Origin of the sequence: Pseudoalteromonas sp. C8 (assembly GCF_011378685.1) — a bacterium.
Taxonomy (GTDB): Bacteria; Pseudomonadota; Gammaproteobacteria; order Enterobacterales; family Alteromonadaceae; genus Pseudoalteromonas; species Pseudoalteromonas arctica.
On record NZ_WTKT01000044.1, the window covers coordinates 1 to 2,187 of the forward strand.

Genomic DNA, 2,187 nt, shown 5'->3' on the forward strand with positions numbered 1-2,187 from the left:
CGAAGAATTGATAACTCAGGATTTAAAACAAAAAGAAAAGCTAGATAAAAGTGCAGGTAAAATTACCGAGTTCTTAGCCACTCACAAAGAAAAAACAGGCAGTAAAGGCAAGCCTGTTAAAAGTAATATCACTGATCCAGATAGTGCAAAAATGACTACCTCAAAAGGCACAATCCAAGGCTACAACGGCATCGCTATTAATGACGATAAACACCAAATCATCCTGCAAGCACAAGCATGGGGTTCAGTGGGCGAACAACAAACTTTACAGCCAGCTGTTGCACAATTAAAACAGCAACTCGCTAAACTCAATACAGAAAAACGCGCAGATGAACATACTATTAAATTCACTGCAGACAGTGGGTTTAACAGCGAAGTGAATCTTGGATTTATGGCGCAAAGTGGGTTCGATACGTACATTGCAGATAACCAATTTAGAAAACGAAATCCGCTGTTTAAAGCCAGCGAAACATACGAAACGGAGCAAGAAAAGCGCCGACTAAAACGCAGCAAAGGCAAGCCTCGGTTATTTACCTCAGACGATTTTCATTATGATGCACAAATTAAACAAGACATATATGGACGCTCCCTTGAAGTCAAGACGAGCTAATGTATAAACATCAAAATTGATGCCTTTATTTTATTATCATGTATCCCATTTCACAGTCATGATGCGTCACAAGCTTGCTGAAAAGCAAAGGTACTGACATATATTCGAGCTATGGTGTCATGATTGTCATGCGCCATGCTCCTAATGAGCTTCGTACCAAGGGACCTAAAAAATATTCACCCAAACGAGATTTAATCTCGTGTCTTTATCTGGTTAACCTTGGTTAGCGTGCGCTTTTTGTTTCATTATAAGTGAAGTACATACAGGATAAGCGTATGTTACGACTTAAGTGCCCAAACACCCACTCAGGTTTTAAAACCTATGTCATAACCAGGCTGTCTTAAGTCGTAAACTCGGGTGTGATTGGCGTGTAAAATACGCATAATTAAGCATCCTTGTGTGTATTTTGCACATACTGAGGAGAGTAGAATGTTTGCTTGGTCAGCAATATCCACATCAGTCGCGCCAATCTGTGTGCGGTGGCGACCACCACACAATTAAAGTGTTTTTTCTCGCGCAACTGGTTTATCCACTGGCTTAGCGCATCTGTTTTATGGTGGCTTCTAGCGATAAGGGCGCGAGCACCGTGAATAAGTTGTTTTCGTAGGTAACTGTTGCCGCGTTTAGTAATACCAGACATTTTACTTTTATCGCCTGATGCGTATTGTTTAGGTGTTAATCCTAGCCACACACCGAGTTCTTTTGCGCTCTTAAATGCCTGACCGTTCCCGATTGATGCTGCATAGGCTGAGGCATTGAGTACACCCACGCCAGGGATAGAGTGAAGTATTTTAGCGTTTGTATCCCGTTCAACGTGTGCAGTAAGCATCGCTTCAATAGCTTTAATGCGTTTAACAAGGGTTTTGTATTCGGTGTAAATATCACTCACCATTATGCGCAGCTGAGGGCGAAGCTCAGAATCACTTTCTAAGGCAATTATCCCTTGCTCAAACGCCTTAATACCGACAGGAAATACATACCCAAAATCGACCAATAAACCGCGTAACTGGTTGGTTGCAGCAATCCTGTTTTGCAGAAGTCGCTCACGTATCTTATGGAGCATGAGTATTTCTTGCTGAGCTTCGGTTTTAATAGGAACGAATTTAATATGAGGGCGTAAGCTTGCTTCATAGATAGCAAGTGCATCGTTACTGTCGTTTTTATTACCGCGAACAAAGGGGGTAACGTGTTGTGCAGGAATAAGGTCAACGGTATGACCGTAAGACGAAAATACTCTTCCCCAGTAGTGGGAAGAATAACAGGCTTCCATCACCACGCGGCACGGAGGGGTATTAGCTAAGAAGGCGTTGAGTTTAGCTCTGTTTAAACGTTTATTGCATTCTCTTTTATGGTTAGAATTAAAGCCAGCGACTTGGAATACATTTTTTGCCAAATCAATTGATAATGTGCTAATTTTCATGACGGACGTTCCCTTTTAACTGAGTGAGTTCAATTACCAGTTTGGCGCATTGACGCCGTTTTGGGGAGCGTCCATCTCATCACCCATACTAAATTTTGCACTTTTCGAAGTTAGAGGCTAGCCTTTATTTAGTGCGAAAAACGAGCAGGGTGTCTTA

General features: G+C 41.9%; 1 protein-coding gene and 1 pseudogene. One reads left to right on the plus strand and one right to left on the minus strand.

The genetic code is table 11. The features are described 5' to 3' along the window. Positions 1 to 610, plus strand: a pseudogene (locus GQR39_RS19915) (transposase); the annotation flags it as partial. 385 nt (positions 611 to 995) lie between these two features. Here GQR39_RS19915 and GQR39_RS19920 read toward each other — a convergent pair. Beyond that, a complete protein-coding gene (locus tag GQR39_RS19920; protein ID WP_121954016.1) occupies positions 996 to 2,030 on the minus strand; it encodes an IS110 family transposase in 1,035 nt (344 codons plus the stop codon). Positions 2,031 to 2,187: the final 157 nt, after the last annotated feature.